Here is a 19,111-nt window from a genome sequence, read left to right on the forward strand (position 1 = left end):
CCCTACGCCGCGGGGGCGTCGGCGTCTTCGGTGGCCTCGCGGGAGCGTATCGGATGCCCCTGTGTGGTCAGGCATCGCCCGCTGGCCAGATCCCACTTCCAGTCGTGGAGTGAGCAGGTCAGCACGCCGTCCTCGATCTTCCCCGTCTTGGTCAGGTCCGCGCGCAGGTGCGGGCAACGGCGCTGGACGACCCACTCGCCGAGGTGGACGTCTTCGGTCTGGTCGGACTGCTCCGCGTACCAGTTCTCGACGTACTCGATCCGGTCGCGGGACAAGCACTTCAAGAACGTCGTGAGGAACTCGTTGAACTTTCCGCTGCGGCCGACCTCGAACTGCATCGACAGGAAGATCGAGTTCGACCAGTCGATCTCCCGGTCGCGGATGTTGGTCGAGACCAGGTCGGCGGGGATCGTGTACCAGTACACGCACTCTTCACCGGCGTACTCGCGCACCTTGGCTTTGGGGAAATCGACCACCATGTCCAGGTCGCCGATGCGGAATCGCACGTTGCCCCCGACCCCGTTGCGGATCGTGCGCGCGCGGCGCAGGAGCGGCTCCCACCACTGCTTGATGGCGGAGAGCATCTCCGCCGGGGGAAGCACCTCCGCGCGCGATGCGACCTCGGCGCGCACCTCGTCTTGGCGGGAATCGCGCTGCTCGGCCAGGTACGCCCACTTGTCGTCGAAGATGCGGTCGATCTCGGCGTCGGTGTACAGCGACTGCGTGACGGTCAGCTCGCCGTGCACCAGTTCGACGACCGTTCCCGGCACGAACTCGTAGCCCTTCTGGTCGGGGCGTTGCTGACGCATGTGCGCCAGGAACTGGCGTTGATCGGTGAAGATCGAGTCGTTCTCGAGGCCCACGCCGTTGTAGCGGAACAGCTCTTCGCGCAGGAACATCGGCGGACCGGCCATCGGGAAAACGTGCGGCGCATCCACCTTCTCGATGTAGTACATCGCGCGCTTGTTCTGGGCGTCCCGCTTGAGTTTCGCGAAGTTCTGTTTGGCATCCTGCGGCAGGTCGTACACCATGGGCCACCAAATGGCGCCCGAGACCTGCGTGAAGTACGCCTCGGGCTTGGAGAAGGTCAGGAGGCGCTCCAAGTCGAGGGGGTGCGAGTCGTTCTGGTTGAGGATGCTCGCCGTCCCGTCGTCGACGGAGAGTGACGAATCACCGATCGGCCCGTCGGAGGGGGCCCGTAGCGGCGTGACCATCAGCTTCAGGTCACCGTAGACCAGCGTCTCCCCCGCGCGGGTGTAGACGATGTTCTCGTATCCGAGGCGACGGATATCCGTCTCCAGGTCGTCTGTGGGGTACTCCGGGAGAAGCACCCGGATCTCCTTCGGGACGTACTTCTGCAGCAGCGCCGGATCGAAGTGATCGCGGTGGCGGTGCGAGATGTAAAGGAAGTCGGCCTTCCCGAACCGCTCCCAGTCCAGGGCGCGGTTGTCGGGGAACGGGAACCACGAGCCGTAGAAGCTCGGGCCGATGACCGGGTCGCAGAGGATGCTGCCGCCGGCCGTCTCGATGAACATCCCGGCGTGGCCGAGGCCCGTGATCCGCATGAGTTCCTCCTGTGTCGAACGCGTGTCGATTCTACGGCGCTCGGGCCCTCCGGCTCGGCGTGCACGCGCGGGGTGACCGGATCAGTCGCCCAGGAGCGCGCGGATGTCGTCGGCCTCGAGCGCGCGGGCGAACAGGTCGTCGTCGTCCAGGACCGCGCCGAACAGACGGGCTTTCCGCTGTTGCAATGCACGTACCTTCTCCTCGATCGTGCCGGCGGCGATGAGGCGATACACCATGACCGGACGGGTCTGACCGATGCGATGGGTGCGGTCGATCGCCTGCGACTCGGCAGCCGGATTCCACCACGGGTCGAGCAGGATCACCACATCGGCGTCGGTGAGGTTGAGACCGAACCCGCCCGCCTTGAGACTGATGAGGAACACGGGCGCGTCGCCGCCACGGAACTGCTGCACAACCCGGGACCGGTCCGCGGTGGATCCGTCCAATCGCACGTGCCCGATACCGGCGGCGTCGAGGGCGTCCTCGGCCAGGTCGAGGAACGACGTGAACTGGCTGAACACCAGGGCACGCCGACCTTCGGCCATCACCTCGGCGAGCTGGGAGACCAGAAGGTCGAGCTTGTGCGAGTGGGCCGGCGCCTCCGGATCGATCAACCGCGGAGCGAGACTGAGCATCCGCAACAACGTCAGTGACCGGAAGACGATGAAGCGGTGGCGGTCCAGATCGTCGAGCAGCCCGAGGATCTTCTGCCGCTCGCGTTGCAGTGCGGTGTCATACGTTGCGCGATGGCCCGGGGAGAGCTCGACATGGAGGACCTGCTCCTGGCGCGGAGGCAGATCCTCGGCGACTTGGGACTTGGTACGTCGCAGCAGGAGGGGGCGGACGCGGGCGCGGAGCCGATCGAGACGTGCCGCGCGGTACGCACCGGCTTCGACGTCGTCGGGGGCGCTCCCGCGCTCGATGGGGCCGACGTACTCCTGTCGGAAGCGTCGCGCGGAGGGGAACAGACCGGGCGAGGTGAGCGAGAGGATCGCGTGCAGCTCGGTGAGGCTGTTCTCCAACGGCGTCCCGCTCAGCGCGAACCGCACCTCCGCGCGGATGCCGGCGACGGCACGGTGGACCCGGGTGGCGGGGTTCTTCACGAACTGCGCCTCGTCGAGCACGAGCCAGCCCCACCGCGCCGCGGCGAAGGCATCCCGGTCGATCCGCAGGACGGTGTAGGAGGTGATCACGATGTCGACGTCTCCCACATCGGTGAGCCCTCCCGCACCCGAGACCACCGCGATGCGGAGATCCGGTACGAATCTCGTCGCCTCCTCGACCCAGGTTCCCACGACGCTGGTCGGCGCCACCACGAGCGACGGATCCGCCGCGCCGTTGCCGCTGCGCACGGCCAGAGCGGCGAGGACCTGCAGGGTCTTGCCCAGTCCCATGTCGTCGGCGAGGATCCCGCCGAGGCGATGCTCGGCGAGGAAGGTCAGCCACGACACACCCCGCACCTGGTATGGCCGCAGGGTCGCACGCACCTCGTCGGGGACCACGACCTCGGGCACCGCGGCGGTGTCACGGAGGGCCTGCGCCGCGGCACGCCAGGACACCGCGGCGTCGGATTCGTCGGCGAGGTCTTCGAAATCGGTCCACAGCGCCAGCTGATGGCGGTGGATGCGCGGACCGGACTCCCATTCGGTCATCTCCACGGCTTCGTCGATGAGCTCGCGCAGGCGGTCCAGTGCGGGGTGCCGCAACGAGAAGTAGGCGCCATCGGAGAGCATCATCTTCGTCCGCCGGGTGGCCAGCGCGGTGAACAGTCCGGTGAAGGGGATCCGCCGCCCGTCGATGGTGACCTGGATGCCGAGGTCGAACCAGTCCGGATCGCTCGATTCGACCGTGGTGATCCGGATACGCGGGTCACCGAGGAGCTCACGATGGCGCCGGGCGTCGCCGCGGATCTCGACGCGCACCCCGGCGAGAGCCTCCAGTTCCGGGAGCAGTCCCGTGGTGAACTCTGCGGCGTCGACCCCGCGGAACACGGTCCGCGCGGCCCACGGCTGATGCGTGTGCTTCGTCCACGCGGCATGCACGCGCGCAAGCACAGCGACTTCGAGGTCCGAATCGCGCGTCAGGTCGCGATCCGAACCGTCCGCGGGCGGCGCCAAGGGCAGGGGCGGCGATCCCGGATAGCTCCATTCGCCCTCGACGACCACGCGATCGCGTTCGCGGGCGTCCACCCTCAGGCGCAGAGACGGCGGCGGCGCAGGAGGGATCTGCACCCCGGCGCCGGTGTGGACCGGCAGCCTTCGTGCCAGTGGGGGCGCATGCTCGTGCAGGAACTCGCCGGCGTCGTCCGCGGGGACGAGCGTCGTGCCACCGTCGTGCAAGAGACCACGGACCACGTCATCCAGGGCGACCGGTGCCAGCACGAGGCCGGTGCCGGCGTGGACCGTTCGGTAGGCGTACACGCCGGTCGCGCCGACCGGGCGGACGGTGTGAGGCTCGAATCGCTCTCCGTCGATGTCGACGCTGACGCTCACACGCAACGCGTCCCCGTCGGATCGATCGATGCGCAGTCCCACGGCGGCCTCTGCCGCGCGCGAGACCGTACGACGGGTCGAGGTGCCCACCAGCGGAACGCCCACCGCGTCTGCGGAGGCCAGGTGCGGCCACAGCAGAGTGGATTCGATGGTGTCCAGGACCAGCCACTCCCCGAGGTCCGAATAGGTCGCGAGCGATCGGACCTCGCGCGCGATGCTGTGCAGTTCTGCGAACCAGCGGGCCTGCACAGGGTCCCACGGCCCGCCCGGCCTGCGCAGCGCGTCCCAACTCACCTCCCCGCGGATCCAGCTCCCCTCGGATGCGCCGCGCACCGCCGGCCGCAGCCCGACCACCACGTCCCCCGGGCGGCGTATGAGGGTTTCTGCAGTCGCGGCTTCGAGCCGTGTCGGTCCCCAGGTCCCGGTTCGCGTCCGCTGTCGCAGATCGACGAACAGCGCCAGCCGCGCACCCGACGAACCCCGGGATCCGCCCCGCGAGAACAGTTCCCGCCAGGCCGGGCCGCTCACCTCGCCGTCGCGGGGCTCGTCTGGCGCGGGCGGCATGCGGACATCCTCCCGTGGCCGCACGAGACCCGGTCAGGAGGCGCGGGCCACGCGCGCCAGGATCCCGTGCACGAATGCGCCGGAGTCGTCCGTCGAGTACTCCTTGGCGAGTTCGACGGCTTCATCGATCGCGACAGCGGTGGGAACCTCGCCGTTGAAGACGATCTCCCACACGCCGATACGCAGGAGCGCGCGGTCGACGGCGGGCATGCGGGCCAGCGACCAGTCGCGGGCGTGTGTGGTGATCTGCTCGTCGATCTCGTCGCGGTTGTCGATGATGCCGTCCACGATCTCGCGAGCGTACAGCCAGGAAGACTCACGAGCGGGCTCGTTGGCGGCTCGGCGGGCCTCCACCGCGAGCATCGCCGGCAGATCGTCGCCACGGACGTCGCTCTGGAACAAGATGTCCAGGGCGCGCTTTCGGGCCTTGGTGCGTGCGCTCATCCCCGGTCAGTTCACGCGGCCGAGGTAGTCACCCGTACGGGTGTCCACCTTGACCTTGGTCCCGGTCTCGAGGAAGAGCGGGACCTGGATCTCGTATCCGGTCTCGACCGTCGCGGCCTTGGTGCCCGCGGACGAACGGTCGCCCTGCAACCCCGGCTCGGTGTAGGTGATCTCGAGCACGACCGATGCCGGCAGGTCGAGGTACAGCGGAAGACCGTCGTGCAAAGCGATGGTGACCTGCTGGTTCTCGAGCATGAAGTTCGCCGCGTCGCCCACGGTGGCGGCGGGGACGTTGATCTGGTCGTAGTCGGCCATGTCCATGAACACGAAGCTTTCGCCGTCGTTGTACAGGTAGGTGTAGTCGCGACGGTCGACGTTCTGGATGTCGATCTTCGCGCCGGCGTTGTAGGTGCGGTCGACGACCTTGCCCGAGATCACGTTCTTCAGCTTGGTCCGCACGAAGGCGCCGCCCTTGCCGGGCTTGACGTGCTGGAACTCCACGACGCTCCAGAGCTGTCCGTCGATGCTGAGCACGACGCCGTTCTTGATGTCTGCGGTGGATGCCATGAGGAGAAGAGTCCGTTCGTTGGGTGATCACGGGCGCACAGCGCCGGTCCGACGTTCGATTCTAGAGGATCGCGGGCGACGGCGCGGATCACCCGTCGGTACGGGCGCGGATGACCTCGATCAGGCGGTCCACCGCCATGGCGTAGCCGGGCACACCCTCCCCCACGACGTGCACTGCGGCGACGTCGGCGACATACGAGTGATGGCGGAACGCCTCGCGTCTGCGTACGTCGGAGATGTGCACCTCGGCGACCGGAAGCGCCACCCCCGCCAGGGCGTCTCGCAGCACCACGGACGTGTGGGTGAGCCCGCCGGGGTTGATGACGATGCCCGCACAGTCCTCTCGTGCGTCGTGGATCGCGTCGATGAGGACGCCCTCGTGGTTGCTCTGCACCGCACGGATCCCGTATCCCGAGCGTGCCGCCGCCTCGGCGACGGATCGCTCGACATCGGCGAGGGTCTCCGTTCCGTACACGTCGGGCTCCCGCGTGCCCAGGAGATTGAGGTTCGGCCCGTTCACCAACAGGAGACGGCGGGGTCGCTCTCGCCCGCTCACTCCCCCACCTCCTGGTACGCCGCGAACAGCAAAGACTCGTCCGGCGCCTGGAGGACGGTCGGCTTGGCGATGTCGTCGAGCACGATGAAGCGGAGCATGCCGCCTCGGCTCTTCTTGTCGCGCTGCATCGTCGCCAGCAGCTGGTTCCACGCGCCGACGCGATATGTCAACGGCAGACCGAGGGCCGAGAGGATGTCGCGATGGCGCTGCACCGCGTCGTCGGAGAGACGACCGGCCAGACGCGACAGCTCGGCGGCGAAGACCATGCCGACCGAGATGGCGGCACCGTGCCGCCATCGGTAGCGTTCGGCGTGTTCGATCGCGTGGCCGAGGGTGTGGCCGTAGTTGAGGATCTCCCGCTGGCCGGCCTCGCGCAGGTCCGCTCCGACGATCTGCGCCTTCATGTCGATGGCCAGTTCCACCGTGCGCCGGAACGCATCACTGTGGGGGTCCACCGCCGCGCGGGGGTCGGCCTCGATGAGATCGAGGATCTCCGGCGCCCAGATGAATCCCGCCTTGACGATTTCGGCGTAGCCGGCGACGCGCTCGTGTTCGGACAAGCTCTCCAGAAGATCGAGGTCGCACAGAACGGCGTGCGGAGGCCAGAACGCGCCCACGAGGTTCTTGCCCTCCGCCGTGTTCACGCCGGTCTTGCCCCCGACGGCCGCGTCGACCATCCCGAGGACCGTGGTGGGGACCTGCACCACGGACACCCCTCGTAGCCACGTCGCGGCCACGAATCCGGCCAGGTCGGTGACCGCTCCCCCACCGAACCCGACGACCGCGTCGGTGCGGGTGAAGTCCGCCTGCCCGAGGATCTGCCAACAGAACGCGGCGACCTCGATGCGCTTGCCCTGCTCGGCGTCGGGGATCTCCGCCAGGAGCACCTCACGGTCGGCCATCAGGCGGGTACGCAGCCGCGCCGCCTGCTCCGCGAGGGTCGGCGGGTGGACGATGAGCACCTTGCGGGCCGCGGTGGGCAACATCTCGCCCAGGCGCGAGAGGATGCCCCGTCCCACGGTGATGTCGTATCCGGCGTCACCGGTCACCGAAACGGTCGTGATCTCACTCATCGCACATCCTCGTCTCGGGCCCGCTGTTCGTGCGGGACCCTCTGTCGATCACCGGCGTGCGGGTCCCCGCCGGTCTCCTGCTGGTCTTCACGAGCCCACTGGACGATCGACTCGACGACGCGTTGGAGCGGCCCGTGCGACGTGTCGAAGGTCCGGTCGGCGAGCCGACGGTACAGGGGCGAACGCGCACGGTGGATCTCCTCCCACCGCGCGAGCGCGTCCTCTCCCCGCAGCAGCGGGCGGTCACTGCCCGCGACCCGCGACGCCACCACACGGGGTTCGACGGTCAACAGCGCGACACGATGGTGGGCGAGGTCCTCTTGTGTGTCGGTGTCCAGCACGGCCCCGCCGCCGAGGGAGACCACGCCCCCCTGAGCCAGCCCCGTCGCGACGGCTTCGCGCTCCCACACGCGGAACACCTGCTCGCCCTGCTCGGCGAAGATCCGGTCGATCGGCCCGTGGGCACGCACGACGGCGATGTCGCTGTCGTAGAACGGGCGTCGCAGAGCCTTCGCGACCTTCCGTCCGACACTGGTCTTCCCCGCGCCCATCGGCCCGATGAGTACGAGAGCAGGCCGGGTCATACGTCCAGCAGGGCGCCGTCGCTGGCGGCGCTCGTGCGAAGGGTGTCGGGGATCGCCGCGATGAACGCCTCGAGGTTCCGTCGGGTCTCGGCGACGCTGTCGCCCCCGAACTTCTCCAGCACCGACTCCGCCAACACCAGGGCCACCATGGCTTCGGCGACCACGCCCGCGGCAGGCACGGCGCACACATCCGATCGCTGGTGGTGCGCCGACGCCGTGTCACCGGTGCTCACGTCCACCGTCCGCAGCGCATGCGGCACCGTGGCGATCGGCTTCATCCCGGCCCGCACGCGCAACGTGGTCCCCGTGGACATGCCGCCTTCGGTCCCACCGGCACGATCGCTCGAGCGGGTGATGCCCTCCGCGGCGATGAACAGCTCGTCGTGGGCCTGGGAGCCCCGTCGGCGGGTGGTCTCGAAACCGTCGCCTATCTCGACACCCTTGATGGCCTGGATGCTCATGAGTGCCTGGGCGAGCTTCGCGTCGAGCTTGCGGTCCCACTGCACGTGCGATCCGAGCCCGGGGGGAAGACCGTATGCGAGGACCTCGACGATACCTCCCAGCGTGTCGCCGTCCTTCTTCGCCGCGTCGACCTCGGCGACCATCCGCTGGCTCGTGGCCGCGTCGAAGCACCGGAGCGGATCCGCATCCAGCGCCTCGACATCATCGGGTGCGGGCACCGCGACGTCGTCGGGCACACGCACGGGGCCGATGGACAGGGTGTGGCTGACCAGGCGGATGCCGAGCTCGGACAAGAACGAGCGCGCCACCGCACCCAGGGCGACACGAGCCGCCGTCTCGCGCGCGCTGGCGCGCTCCAGGATGGGGCGGGCTTCCTCGAAGCCGTACTTCTGCATACCGACCAGATCGGCGTGGCCGGGACGGGGCCGGGTCAACGCGGCGCCGCGTCCGCGCGAGCGTTCGGTCATCTCGACGGGCTCGGCACTCATCACCTCGACCCACTTGGGCCACTCGGTGTTGCCGATCCGCAACGCGATCGGTGACCCGAGACTGAGCCCGTGTCGCACGCCGGCGGAGATGTTCAGTTCGTCCGCCTCGAACTTCATCCGCGAGCCGCGGCCGTAGCCGAGTTTGCGGCGGGCGAGGTCGGCCTGGATCGCCTCTCGAGAGATCGGGACCCCCGCGGGGAGCCCTTCCATCATGGCGACGAGTTCGGGGCCGTGCGATTCGCCGGCCGTGAGCACGCGGAGCATTGGTCTAGTCTCCCACGACTGCGAGACGCATCGCGGCGACCACCGCCTCCTCGTCGGGGAGGATCGCCTCCGGGTCGCCGGTGCGGAAGATGCGGATCTGCCGGACGGCCTGGTGCAGCAGCATCCCGAGACCCGGATGGGCGGGGTGTCCGGCCCGACTCCAGGCGTCGGCGAGGGTCGTGGGCCACTGGCCGTAGACCGCATCGAAGAGGGTGCCCCCCATGTCGGCCAGGCGCGCGGCGACCTCGGGGTCCACGGCCGCGTCACCGGGCAGGGTCGCAACCGTCAAGGGGACCTCCCCGTGCGGGCCGTCGAGGGGGGCGAGCGTCACCCGGACCCCGATGCGTGCGCCCAGAGCAATGAGCGGTTCGGCCGCGGCCGGCCGGCGCGCGACGATCTCGGCACGCTCGGCGCCGGCCTGTCCCAGTGCGACCAGCGCAGAGGTGGCCGTCGCGCCGGCGCCGACGATGCGCGCCGACCCGACCCGGTCGTGACCGATCTCGGCCAGGGCGGCCACGATGCCGCCGATGTCGGTGTTGAAGCCGAGCGGGCCCTCGTCGGTGAGCAGGTAGGTGTTGACAGCCCGGGTGAGATCTGCCGCGTGGTCACGCGTGGCCGCGGTCGCATACGCGACCGACTTCAGCGGCATCGTCAGCGACAGGCCCCGCCAACGGCCGTCGAGCGCGGAGACGGCGGCCCGGAAACCGGTGTCGTCGACACGGCGGCGACCGTATGACCAGTCGAGGCCGAGGACCCGGTAGGCGGCGAGGTGCATCTGGGGTGAGCGGCTGTGGCCGATCGGGTCGCCCCAGACCGCCAGGCGGTCCCCGCTCAGCACCCGGAGTCCGGGTTCTCGCTGCACCAGTCGCGCCACTGTTCCACCGCGACGAGGTGCTCACTGTAGGTGTTGGTGAAGATCGTCTCACCGGTGTCGAGGTTCACCGTCACGAAGTACATCCACGGTCCGTCTGCGGGATTCATCGCCGCGTCGATGGCCACATCCCCCGGGTTGGCGATCGGCCCGATGGGAAGTCCCGGATGCACATAGGTGTTCCACGGGTTGTCGTCGGTGAGGGCCTCCTCGGAGGAGCTCACCGTCCCGTCGTCCTCGCCGATGCCGTACTGCGCCGTCGAGTCCATCTCGAGGCGACCGAACGTCTCCTCGTTGTCGGGCGCGAGACGATTCTGGATCACGCGCGACACCTTGTAGAAGTCGGCCTCCTCGCGGGCCTCGCGCTGGATGATCGATGCGATCGTGAGGATCTCCTCGCGATCGGCGTCGGGGACACCGGCGGCGTCGAGCGACACGATCGCGCGATCGACCATGGTCTGGATGACCTCCGCCGCGGAGGTCTCCGGATCGAAGGTGTACATGGCGGGGAACAGCCACCCCTCCAGGCTGTCCGCGGAGACGCCGTAGCGTGCCGGATCGGCCACCGCCGCTTCGAAGTCCTCCAGTGGGATGCCGGTCCCCTCCGCGAGCAGGGGGAGGGACTGATCGACCGTGAGCCCCTCGGGGAGCAACGCGGAGTTCTCGAGCTTGTTCTCGGGATCCAGCAGGGCGTCGAGCGCCGCCTCGGAGGTCATCTGCTCCTGGAGCTGATAGACGCCGGGGTAGAACGTGGGGTTCTGCCCGGTGTCCACGAGCATGTCGTAGAAGGCATCGGGGGTCTTGGTGACACCGGCGTCGTACAACGATTGCGAGATCGGTCCGCCGGTGTCCCCCGCCGAGATCGTCACCAGCGCCTCGCCGGTCGCCATGCCCGGCTCGTAGTCGGCCGGCTCCTGCCAGCCCATCACCTCCCGGATCTGCTCTTCGTAGGTGGACCACACGACGTAGGCGGCCCCCGCCAGACCGCCGACGAGGACCAGGACGATCCCGAGGGCGATCCAGCCGCCGATCCGGCGGCGGCGCTTGTCCCGCGGCGGCGGGGTCGACCCGTGTCGGTCGGTGGAGCCGTCGCCGGCGAACAACGCATCGAGAGACTCGGCCGGAGGGGCGGGACGCGCATCCTCCGGCGGGCGGCGTCGGCCGGACCGCGTCGACTGCGGCGTCGCGTTCGTCGACTGCGGCGTCGCGTTCGTCGACTGCGGCGTCGCGCTTGAGGACTGCGGTGCGGGCGACGAGGACGGCGGCGATGCGGGCGGAGGGGACGGGATCTCGGACTCCGCCGACGACGCCTCATCCGGTCCGTCCACCGGTCCTGCGTCGCGAGCGGCGGCATCGCGGGCCGCGGCCTCACGGGCCGCGCGTCGCGAGGTGGGCGCGGGCGCACCACTCGGCGCCGGCACCTGGTTGCCCTCCGTGTCACGCGAGGTCTCTCGGCGTCTGGGGTCGGGCAGCTTGTCGAACAGATCCGCGAACGGATCGTCGAAGGATGACGACGACTCTGGCATCAGGTGGTCTCCTGTACCGGGGGGACGGGGGAGCCTGGGGGGCGACCGGTGCTCTTCTCCACCTCGAGGGCCTGCTGGAGCAAAACCACCGCGGCGACTTGGTCCACTATCGTACGAGACGATTTCTGCGAGCGCCCGGAACTGCGCAGCGCAGCGTGCGCCGAGACGGTGCTCAGTCGCTCGTCCACGAGCCTCACCGGCGTCGCGACGGTCTGCGCGACCGCCGCAGCGAAGGCACGGGCGTCGGCCGTGGACGGTGTGTCCTCACCACGGAGATTGAGCGGGAGCCCGACGAGGATCTCGACGGCTTCGAGCTCCACCGCGATTTCGCGTACGCGCGCGATCGAGCGGTCGTCCCGGGGCACGGTCTCGACCGGCGTCGCGAGCATCCCGTCCGGATCGCACCGTGCGACCCCCACGCGGGCGCGTCCGACATCGATGCCGAGACGAACGCCGCGTCGGAACGTGGTCATGCGGCGCGGAGCGAGTCGACGATCGAGGCAAGCGCGGCCGGAACCGCGGCGGGGTCCGTTCCGCCCCCCTGCGCCACATCGTCGCGGCCACCACCGCCGCCGCCGAGGACGGCGGCGGCGCTCTTGGCGAGCGCACCCGCCCTGACCCCGGCCGCGCGCGAGCCGTCGTTGGTGGCGACGACCACGGTCACCCGCTCCCCGACCGTCGCCGCCAGGGCGACGACGCCGGCGGACGATCCGAGACGGTCGCGCACCTGCAGGGCGAGACTGCGGACGTCGTCCGCGGAACCCGCCGAGCCGATCGATTCGGCGACCACGCGGAAGCCTCCGATCTCCTGCGCCTTCTCGACCAGCGACGGGGCCTTCTCAGACAGCGCCTTGGCCTCGAAGGCGGCGATCTTCTTCTCCGCGGCCTTCAGGCTGGCCGACAGCTCCGCGATGCGGGCGGGCAACTGCTCGCGCGGCGTCTTCAACGAGGTCGACAGCTGGGACACCAGGGCCCGCTCCGCGGCCAGCTCGCGGAACGCGTCGAGCCCGACCAACGCCTCGACGCGCCGGTTGGACGCGCCCACCGAAGCCTCCCCGACCAGGCTGATCAATCCGACCTCGGCGCTGGTGGACACGTGCGTCCCCGCGCACAGTTCACGCGACCACGGCCCGCCGATGTCGACCATCCGAACCCGGTCGCCGTACTTCTCCCCGAACAGCGCCATCGCGCCGAGTTCCTTGGCCTCACTCAGCGGGAGGACCCGCGTGGTCACCTCGAGGTTGTCCCGCACCGCGTTGTTGGCGATCTCCTCGATCTCGGTCTTCGTCGCATCCGAGAGCTGCTGACCCCACGTGAAGTCGAAACGCATATAGCCGGCACGGTTGAGCGATCCCGCCTGCGTCGCCGAAGAGCCCAGCGTGTCGCGCAACGCGGCGTGCACGAGGTGCGTCGCGGAGTGCGCCTGGCGCGCGGCGCGACGATTGGCCGCGTCCACGACGGTCGTCGCCGCCTGCCCGACGCCGACCTCACCCGTGGCGACCTCGACGGTGTGACTGATGAGACCGGGGACGGGACGTTGGACATCCAGGACGTCCAATTCGAATCCCGGGCCGACGATGACGCCCTTGTCCGCGACCTGGCCGCCCGACTCGGCGTACAGGGCCGTCTCGGCGAGGATGACCTCGGCGATCTGTCCCTGGAGTGCGCGGTCGACGGCGACACCGTCCACGAGCACGCCGAGCACCGAGCTCTCGGTCTCCAAGTCGGTGTAGCCGGTGAAGACGGTCTCACCCTGGGCGCGGAATTCGCGATAGACGCTGTGGTCGGCGATCGCACGCTTGCGACTGCGGGCATCGGCCTTCGCACGCTGCCGCTGTTCCTGCATGAGCGAGTCGAAAGCCGAGCGGTCCACATCCAATCCGGCCTCCTGCGCGATCTCGACCGTGAGGTCGATCGGGAAGCCGTACGTGTCGTGAAGCAGGAACGCCTCGGATCCGGCGAGGGTGCGGCCGCCGGCACCCTTCGTCTGCGACATCGACAGGTCGAGGATCGTGGAGCCTGCCGCGAGGGTGCGAAGGAACGTCTCCTCCTCCGCGAATGCGTACGCGGACAGCCGGGCGTAGTCGGTCTCCAGCTCCGGATACGACTCCTTCATCGCGTCGCGGGATGCCGCGAACAGCTCCGGGAAGGTCGCCCCCTCGACCCCGAGCAGACGCATCGCGCGGATCGCCCGTCGCATCAGGCGACGGAGGATGTAGCCGCGACCTTCATTGGACGGGGTCACCCCGTCCGAGAGCAGCATCAGCGAGGAGCGCACGTGGTCGGCGATCACCCGGAACCGCACGTCGTCCTCGTGATCGGCACCGTAGCGCCGGCCGGAGAGGTCGACGGCGCGGTCGAGCACCGGACGAACCTGATCGGTCTCGTACATGTTCTCGACCCCCTGCTTGAGGAAGGCGACGCGCTCGAGGCCCATACCGGTGTCGATGTTCTTCTGGGGCAACTCACCGACGATGTCGAAGTCGAGCTTCGAGCGCACGTTCGTGATCGCGTACTGCATGAACACGAGGTTCCAGATCTCGACGTATCGATCGTCGTCGGTGGCCGGACCCCCGTCGATGCCGTAGGCGGGACCGCGGTCGAAGAAGATCTCCGAGCACGGACCGGCCGGACCGGGCTGCCCGGTGCTCCAATAGTTGCTGTCCTTGCCCAGACGCTGGATACGGTCGGGGGAGACACCGGCGACGGAGCGCCACAGCGCCTCCGCCTCGTCGTCCTCCTCGTAGACGGTGACCCACAGGTCCTTCTCGTCGAACCCGAGTCCACCTTCGGCCTCACTGCGGGTCAGGAGCTCCCAGGCGTAGCCGATGGCCCCTTCCTTGAAGTAGTCGCCGAAGGACCAGTTGCCGAGCATCTGGAAGAACGTGCCGTGACGAGGCGTCTTCCCGACCTCCTCGATGTCGTTCGTCCGGATGCACTTCTGCACATCTGCCGCACGCGGGTACGGGGCGGGCACGACACCGGTGAGGTACGGGATGAACGGGACCATCCCGGCCACCGTGAACAACAGCGACGGATCGCTGGTCACGAGCGACGACGACGGGACGATGGTGTGGCCGTTGTCCTCGAAGAAATCGAGGTAGCGCTGGGCGATGTCAGCGGTCTTCATGCGGTCCTTCTGCAAAAGGATGCCCGATCGTCACGATCGGGCATCGGTGAATCGAGGTCGGTCAGTCGCGGGAGGAGTCGGCGACGGCTTCCTTCGTCGTGGCCACCGCTTCGGCGGCCGCGTCGGCGACGCTCTCGACGATGCCGGCGATCCGTGTCTCCTGCTCGCGATAGGCATCGCCCATCCGGTCGGTGAATTCACCGATGCGCGCGTCGATGTCGGCGAGCATCTCCTGCCCGCGCGGGTCCTTGTTGACCATGTGGGCGACGACGAATCCGCCGGCGACGCCCAGCGCGAACCACACGAGCTTGTTCATGTCACGATCTCCTTCGGTGTCCTGCCGCTCCATCGTAGGCGGTGGAGCCCTCCAGCGGGGACGACGAAGGGCGCCGGGTCTCCCCGACGCCCTTCGGACGGCTTCACCGCGGTACGGCCCCGCGCTCGGCGCGCGGCGTATCGGTATCGCTGACGGTGTGGCCGTTGCACTCCCCTGCGCTCAGCGCGCGGCGTAGTACTCGACGACGAGCTGCACGTCACACACGACCGGAACCTCGGCGCGCTTGGGGCGACGCACGAGACGGGCCTGGAGCTTGTCGAGCTCGACCTCGAGGTAACCCGGGACGGGGGGCAGAACCTCGGCGTGTCCACCGGCGGCGGCGACCTGGAACGGCTCCATGTTCTCGCTCTTCGGCTTGACGTGGATCAGCTGACCCGGCTTCACGCGGAACGACGGGCGGTCGACGGTCTGACCCTCCACCATGATGTGGCGGTGCACGACCAGCTGGCGGGCCTGGGCGGTGGTGCGGGCGAACCCGGCGCGCACGACGAGGGCATCCAGACGCATCTCGAGCAGCTCGACCAGGTTCTCACCGGTCAGGCCGTCCTTGCGACGGGCTTCGTTGAACGTGTTGCGCATCTGCTTCTCGCGGATGCCGTACTGCTCGCGCAGACGCTGCTTCTCACGCAGGCGGACGGCGTAGTCGCTGTCGGCCTTGCGCTTGTTGCGACCGTGGGGGCCGGGGCCGTAGGGACGCTTCTCGAGGTAGCGTGCGGCCTTGGGGGTGAGCGCGACGCCGAGCGCGCGCGACAGGCGGACCTTGCGGCGGTCCTGGGACTTCGTAGCCACGAAGACTTCCTTCCGATGACGTGGCCGCGTCTCTCGCGGCTCACGGACGTATCGCCCCCTCCTCGCCCTGTCCGGACTGCACGCCGGGGCACGCCGGATGGTTGTCGAAGAAGAGAGGGGATGCCCGAAAACTCACGTTTCGAGCCGATCCATTGTATCAGAAGGACGGCCGGCCGCTCAGGTGCCGTCGCCGCCGTCGAGGATGCGCCGGATCTTGTCCACCCGTGCGCGCAGATCGCGCTCGTTCCCGCGCGCCGTCGGCTCGAAATATCGCCGGCCCCTGAGCTCGTCCGGAAGGTACTGTTGCCGCGCCACCCCGACGTCTGTGTCGTGCGGGTAGATGTATCCCTTGCCGTGCCCGAGGCGCTTCGCACCGGGGTAGTGCGCGTCCCGCAGGTGCACCGGCACGCGCCCGAATCCACCGGCCCGCACGTCGGCGATGGCCTTGTCGATCGCGACGTACGCGGCGTTGGACTTGGCGGCGGTGGCCAGATAGGCCGTCGCCTCCGCGAGGGGGATACGCCCTTCGGGCATGCCGATGAACTGCACGGCTTCGGCGGCGGCGACCGCGATGGGCAGCGCCTGCGGGTCGGCGAGACCGATGTCTTCGGCCGCCGAGATGATCAGGCGCCGGGCGATGAACCGCGGGTCCTCCCCCGCCTCGATCATGCGCGCGAGGTAGTGGATGGCCGCGTCGGCGTCCGACCCGCGGATCGACTTGATGAAGGCGCTGATGACGTCGTAGTGCTCGTCGCCCTGCCGGTCGTAGCGCAGCAGCGCCCGGTCGACCGCTGCGGCGACGTGCTCGGCGGAGATCGTCGGAGCAGAGGCACCGGCGTCGTCGACTTCGGCGGGGCCGTCTGCGGCCGGGCGCGCCAGGACGGCGGCCGCTTCGAGTGCGGTCAGCGCGCGACGGGCATCACCGGAGGACAGGCGGATGAGCGACTCACGCGCATCATCGGCGAGCCCCACAGCCCCGTCGAGACCGCGCGGGTCGGAGACGGCCCGATCGACCAGAAGCCCGAGGTCCTCGTCGGTGAGGGGCCTCAGCGTCTGCAGGAGGGAACGCGACAGCAAGGGCGAGATCACCGAGAACGACGGGTTCTCGGTCGTCGCCGCGATCAGAACGACCCATCCGTTCTCGACCCCCGGCAGCAACGCGTCCTGCTGGGCCTTCGTGAAGCGATGGATCTCGTCGAGGAACAAGATGGTGGACTGGCCGTACAGATCGCGCTGGGTCAGGGCGTCCTGCATCACCTCACGCACGTCCTTGACCCCGGCGGTGACGGCGGACAGCTCGATGAACCGGCGTCCGGAAGACCGCGCGATCGCCTGGGCGAGGGTCGTCTTGCCGGTGCCCGGCGGTCCCCACAGGATCACCGAACTGGAGCCGGCGGTGGTGGCGTCGGGGTCGGCCAACGCGACCAGCGGGGACCCTCTGCGCAGCAGGTGGCCCTGGCCGGCGACCTCGTCGAGCGAGGTGGGGCGCATACGCACGGCCAGCGGCGTCTGCCCCTGGAACAACGCAGAAGAAGCCATCCCGGAAAGGGTAGTCGCCGCCGACGACACGTGCGCACCCGGCGGAGGGACGGATCGGTTCGCCGCCGACGGGGTGCCCGGATAGGATCGACCCGGCCTACGGGCCGGGAGGAGGAACGGTGGCCAGGAACGACCGCAGGAACCGCGATGAGCGTGAGCGCGCGCGACTCTACGAGGCCCGCCGACGCTTCCACGACGATCACGTCCGGCGACGTTCCCGCGACAACCTCGTCGCCGGCGTCGGCGGCGCGGTTGTGCTCGCCGGGGTGATCGCTCTGCAGACGGTGTACTTCACCACCGGTCCCGGCGCTCCCACACCTGATCCCGCCGAGACGGTGGTGAGCGAGCCGACGCCCACCGCGACCGACATCGAGACCGTCGACCCGACCCCGTCGACCACACCCTGACGCGCATATTCGACCGGGCACCGTCCGTACTAGGCTGGCACCGTCCATCCCCCGAAGGCGGCCCTGTGCCGTGATGAGGTGCTATCCGTGACTGCCGCAGCAGACTCCCCCGTCGACCCCCAGACCACCGACGCCGACCCCGGCGACGCGGAGGCCACGCCCGCCGTCCCGACCCCGCCGGCCGGCGCAACCCGCGCCGGAGCTGCCGCACAGACGGCCGCCGCCGAGGACTGGGGCCGCGTCGAGGAGGACGGTACCGTCTCGGTGCGCGAGGGCGACACGTGGCGTGTCGTCGGGCAGTTCCCGGACGGGACCCCCGCGGAGGCCCTGGCCTACTTCGAGCGGAAGTACGCCGATCTGGCCAGCGAGGTCACGCTTCTCGAGGTCCGCCACCGTCGCGGCGGTGCGTCGGCCTCAGACCTGCGTGCCGCGGCCGCCGCCGTCATGATCAAGGTCGACGGCGCCGCAGCCGTCGGTGACCTGGCGGCGCTCACCGCGCGCTTGCAGAACCTCGTCTCCGCGCTCAGCGCCGCCAGCGAGAGTGAGGCCGCCGCGGCCAAGCAGGCCGTCGAGGATGCCGTCGCCGAACGCACGGCCATCGTCGAGCAGGCCGAGGCCCTCGCGGCGCGGGACCCGCAGACCGTGCAGTGGAAGCAGGCGTCCGCCGAGATGTCTTCCCTCTTCGATCAGTGGCAGCAGCACCAGCAGAACGGGCCTCGCCTGCCCAAGGCCGCGGGACAGCAACTGTGGAAGCGGTTCCGCGACGCGCGTTCGACCGTCGACAAGCACCGGCGCGAGTTCTACTCGCAGCTCGACGAGGCGCACAAAGTCGTCCGTCAGCGGAAGAACCGTCTCGTCGAACGTGCCGAGGCCCTCGCCCCGCAAGGAGAGGACGGCATCCCGGCGTACCGGGCGCTCCTGGACGAGTGGAAGGCGGCAGGGCGCGCCGGCAAGAAGGCCGATGACGCCCTGTGGGCTCGCTTCAAGGCCGCCGGCGACGCCCTGTTCCAGGCGCGGACCGAGCGGGCCGCCGCCGATGCCGAGGCGTCGAAGGAGAAGATCGACGCGAAGAAGGAACTCCTCCAGCAGGCCGCCCCCATCGCCGACGAGCCTGATCTGTCGAAGGCGCGCGCGTTGCTGACGAGCATCCAGCGTCAGTGGGACGAGATCGGGCGCATCCATCCACGCGAGGCCGAGCGCGCTCTCGATGACGACCTCCGCAAGATCGAGCAGGGTGTGCGGGCGCGCGAAGACGCCGACTGGAAGCGGAACAACCCCGAAACCAAGGCGCGCGCCAATGACATGACCCGTCAGCTCCATGACGCCATCGCCAAGCTCGAAGAGGACCTGGCCGCCGCTGAGGCCGGGGGCGACGCCCGCAAGATCGCGGCGGCCAAGGACGCGCTCGACGCGCGCCGCGCATGGCTGCGGGCACTCGGAGGCTGATCTTCT

General features: G+C 69.4%; 17 protein-coding genes. 2 read left to right on the forward strand and 15 right to left on the reverse strand.

Annotated features, from left to right (window positions below; genetic code table 11):
* Positions 1-2: 2 nt before the first annotated feature.
* The 15 genes from ABD204_RS10885 to ABD204_RS10955 form a co-directional block, all read right to left on the reverse strand.
* Positions 3-1,565 (reverse strand): Rieske 2Fe-2S domain-containing protein, encoded by a 1,563-nt coding sequence (locus tag ABD204_RS10885; RefSeq protein ID WP_194424840.1) that lies wholly within the window; start codon positions 1,563-1,565, stop codon positions 3-5.
* Positions 1,566-1,646: 81 nt separating this feature from the next.
* Positions 1,647-4,622: a DEAD/DEAH box helicase gene (locus ABD204_RS10890; protein ID WP_194424839.1), complete on the reverse strand. Its 2,976-nt coding sequence runs from the start codon at positions 4,620-4,622 to the stop codon at positions 1,647-1,649.
* 33 nt (positions 4,623-4,655) lie between these two features.
* The gene (gene nusB / locus ABD204_RS10895; protein ID WP_194424838.1) at positions 4,656-5,066 is read right to left on the reverse strand and encodes a transcription antitermination factor NusB; all 411 of its coding nucleotides are present in this window, start codon (positions 5,064-5,066) and stop codon (positions 4,656-4,658) included.
* 6 nt (positions 5,067-5,072) lie between these two features.
* Positions 5,073-5,633, reverse strand: a complete 561-nt coding sequence (gene efp, locus ABD204_RS10900) for an elongation factor P (RefSeq protein ID WP_194424837.1) — start codon at positions 5,631-5,633, stop codon at positions 5,073-5,075.
* Positions 5,634-5,721: 88 nt separating this feature from the next.
* Entirely contained in the window at positions 5,722-6,189 is a 468-nt protein-coding gene (gene aroQ, locus ABD204_RS10905) for a type II 3-dehydroquinate dehydratase (RefSeq protein WP_194424836.1), read from the reverse strand.
* Complete coding sequence (gene aroB, locus ABD204_RS10910) at positions 6,186-7,262, reverse strand: 3-dehydroquinate synthase (RefSeq protein WP_194424835.1); 1,077 nt, start codon at positions 7,260-7,262, stop codon at positions 6,186-6,188. The genes aroQ and aroB overlap by 4 nt, the downstream gene beginning before the upstream one ends.
* Entirely contained in the window at positions 7,259-7,846 is a 588-nt protein-coding gene (locus tag ABD204_RS10915; protein WP_194424834.1) for a shikimate kinase, read from the reverse strand. The genes aroB and ABD204_RS10915 overlap by 4 nt, the downstream gene beginning before the upstream one ends.
* The gene (gene aroC, locus ABD204_RS10920) at positions 7,843-9,060 is read right to left on the reverse strand and encodes a chorismate synthase (protein ID WP_194424833.1); all 1,218 of its coding nucleotides are present in this window, start codon (positions 9,058-9,060) and stop codon (positions 7,843-7,845) included. Before aroC ends, ABD204_RS10915 begins: the two co-directional genes overlap by 4 nt.
* Positions 9,061-9,064: 4 nt before the next feature.
* Entirely contained in the window at positions 9,065-9,922 is an 858-nt protein-coding gene (locus ABD204_RS10925) for a shikimate dehydrogenase (protein WP_322597621.1), read from the reverse strand.
* The gene (gene mltG, locus ABD204_RS10930) at positions 9,892-11,457 is read right to left on the reverse strand and encodes an endolytic transglycosylase MltG (RefSeq protein WP_194424832.1); all 1,566 of its coding nucleotides are present in this window, start codon (positions 11,455-11,457) and stop codon (positions 9,892-9,894) included. Before mltG ends, ABD204_RS10925 begins: the two co-directional genes overlap by 31 nt.
* A complete protein-coding gene (gene ruvX / locus ABD204_RS10935) occupies positions 11,457-11,930 on the reverse strand; it encodes a Holliday junction resolvase RuvX (RefSeq protein ID WP_194424831.1) in 474 nt (157 codons plus the stop codon). The genes mltG and ruvX overlap by 1 nt, the downstream gene beginning before the upstream one ends.
* Entirely contained in the window at positions 11,927-14,587 is a 2,661-nt protein-coding gene (alaS, locus tag ABD204_RS10940; protein WP_194424830.1) for an alanine--tRNA ligase, read from the reverse strand. The genes ruvX and alaS overlap by 4 nt, the downstream gene beginning before the upstream one ends.
* Positions 14,588-14,648: 61 nt before the next feature.
* On the reverse strand, positions 14,649-14,903 hold the full coding sequence (locus ABD204_RS10945; protein WP_194424829.1) for an ATPase: 255 nt from the start codon (positions 14,901-14,903) through the stop codon (positions 14,649-14,651).
* Between the two features lie 180 nt (positions 14,904-15,083).
* Positions 15,084-15,713: a 30S ribosomal protein S4 gene (rpsD, locus tag ABD204_RS10950; protein ID WP_194424828.1), complete on the reverse strand. Its 630-nt coding sequence runs from the start codon at positions 15,711-15,713 to the stop codon at positions 15,084-15,086.
* 177 nt (positions 15,714-15,890) lie between these two features.
* On the reverse strand, positions 15,891-17,252 hold the full coding sequence (locus tag ABD204_RS10955) for a replication-associated recombination protein A (RefSeq protein ID WP_194424827.1): 1,362 nt from the start codon (positions 17,250-17,252) through the stop codon (positions 15,891-15,893).
* A gap of 119 nt (positions 17,253-17,371) precedes the next feature.
* On the opposite strand from ABD204_RS10955, the gene ABD204_RS10960 reads away from it, so the two are divergent.
* Positions 17,372-17,659 carry a dioxygenase gene (locus ABD204_RS10960; RefSeq protein WP_194424826.1) on the forward strand — a complete coding sequence of 96 codons (288 nt, stop codon included), beginning with the start codon at positions 17,372-17,374 and terminating at the stop codon, positions 17,657-17,659.
* 87 nt (positions 17,660-17,746) lie between these two features.
* On the forward strand, positions 17,747-19,105 hold the full coding sequence (locus ABD204_RS10965) for a DUF349 domain-containing protein (protein WP_194424825.1): 1,359 nt from the start codon (positions 17,747-17,749) through the stop codon (positions 19,103-19,105).
* The last annotated feature ends 6 nt before the right edge of the window (positions 19,106-19,111 follow it).

The sequence above is a fragment of the Microbacterium aquimaris genome, assembly GCF_039531285.1.
GTDB lineage: Bacteria > Actinomycetota > Actinomycetes > Actinomycetales > Microbacteriaceae > Microbacterium > Microbacterium aquimaris.

Excerpts from the sequence above, each read along its gene's own strand:
- ABD204_RS10890 (WP_194424839.1), bottom strand. The coding sequence starts at position 4,622 with ATGCCGCCCGCGCCAGACGAGCCCCGCGACGGCGAGGTGAGCGGCCCG.
- aroC (WP_194424833.1), bottom strand. The coding sequence starts at position 9,060 with ATGCTCCGCGTGCTCACGGCCGGCGAATCGCACGGCCCCGAACTCGTC.
- efp (WP_194424837.1), bottom strand. The coding sequence starts at position 5,633 with ATGGCATCCACCGCAGACATCAAGAACGGCGTCGTGCTCAGCATCGAC.
- mltG (WP_194424832.1), bottom strand. The coding sequence starts at position 11,457 with ATGCCAGAGTCGTCGTCATCCTTCGACGATCCGTTCGCGGATCTGTTC.
- ABD204_RS10885 (WP_194424840.1), bottom strand. The coding sequence starts at position 1,565 with ATGCGGATCACGGGCCTCGGCCACGCCGGGATGTTCATCGAGACGGCC.
- nusB (WP_194424838.1), bottom strand. The coding sequence starts at position 5,066 with ATGAGCGCACGCACCAAGGCCCGAAAGCGCGCCCTGGACATCTTGTTC.
- alaS (WP_194424830.1), bottom strand. The coding sequence starts at position 14,587 with ATGAAGACCGCTGACATCGCCCAGCGCTACCTCGATTTCTTCGAGGAC.
- ABD204_RS10945 (WP_194424829.1), bottom strand. The coding sequence starts at position 14,903 with ATGAACAAGCTCGTGTGGTTCGCGCTGGGCGTCGCCGGCGGATTCGTC.
- ABD204_RS10915 (WP_194424834.1), bottom strand. The coding sequence starts at position 7,846 with ATGACCCGGCCTGCTCTCGTACTCATCGGGCCGATGGGCGCGGGGAAG.
- aroB (WP_194424835.1), bottom strand. The coding sequence starts at position 7,262 with ATGAGTGAGATCACGACCGTTTCGGTGACCGGTGACGCCGGATACGAC.
- ruvX (WP_194424831.1), bottom strand. The coding sequence starts at position 11,930 with ATGACCACGTTCCGACGCGGCGTTCGTCTCGGCATCGATGTCGGACGC.
- ABD204_RS10955 (WP_194424827.1), bottom strand. The coding sequence starts at position 17,252 with ATGGCTTCTTCTGCGTTGTTCCAGGGGCAGACGCCGCTGGCCGTGCGT.